A 266-nucleotide genomic window follows, 5' to 3' on the forward strand; every position below is an offset into this window, starting at 1 on the left:
TTTCTTCATCTAAATTATTTCTAACAGATGTAGCAGTACCACCTTGAACATCAAATCTTTTATCATAAGCTGATAATGCAGTATGATATACACCTAATCTTTGAAATTCTTCTGGTGTTAATTTCTCACCATATTTAGTAATTAAATCAACAGTAGTAATAGTACGTCTATAATAACAATAATCTCCTTTTTCTACTCTTTCAACATCAGGTGATTTATGAAATCCAATAAATAAAGGATTTAAAACTCTAATCATAGGTTTACCA

The 266-nt window shown here is 27.8% G+C and carries 1 protein-coding gene; it reads right to left on the bottom strand.

Annotation, left to right across the window (positions count from 1 at the left end; all coding sequences use genetic code 11):
* A partial coding sequence (locus Q4528_RS14185) for a hypothetical protein (RefSeq protein WP_303522261.1) occupies positions 1-266 on the bottom strand: 266 nt, incomplete at both ends.

The organism is Staphylococcus pasteuri (assembly GCF_030547725.1).
Taxonomy (GTDB): domain Bacteria; phylum Bacillota; class Bacilli; order Staphylococcales; family Staphylococcaceae; genus Staphylococcus; species Staphylococcus pasteuri.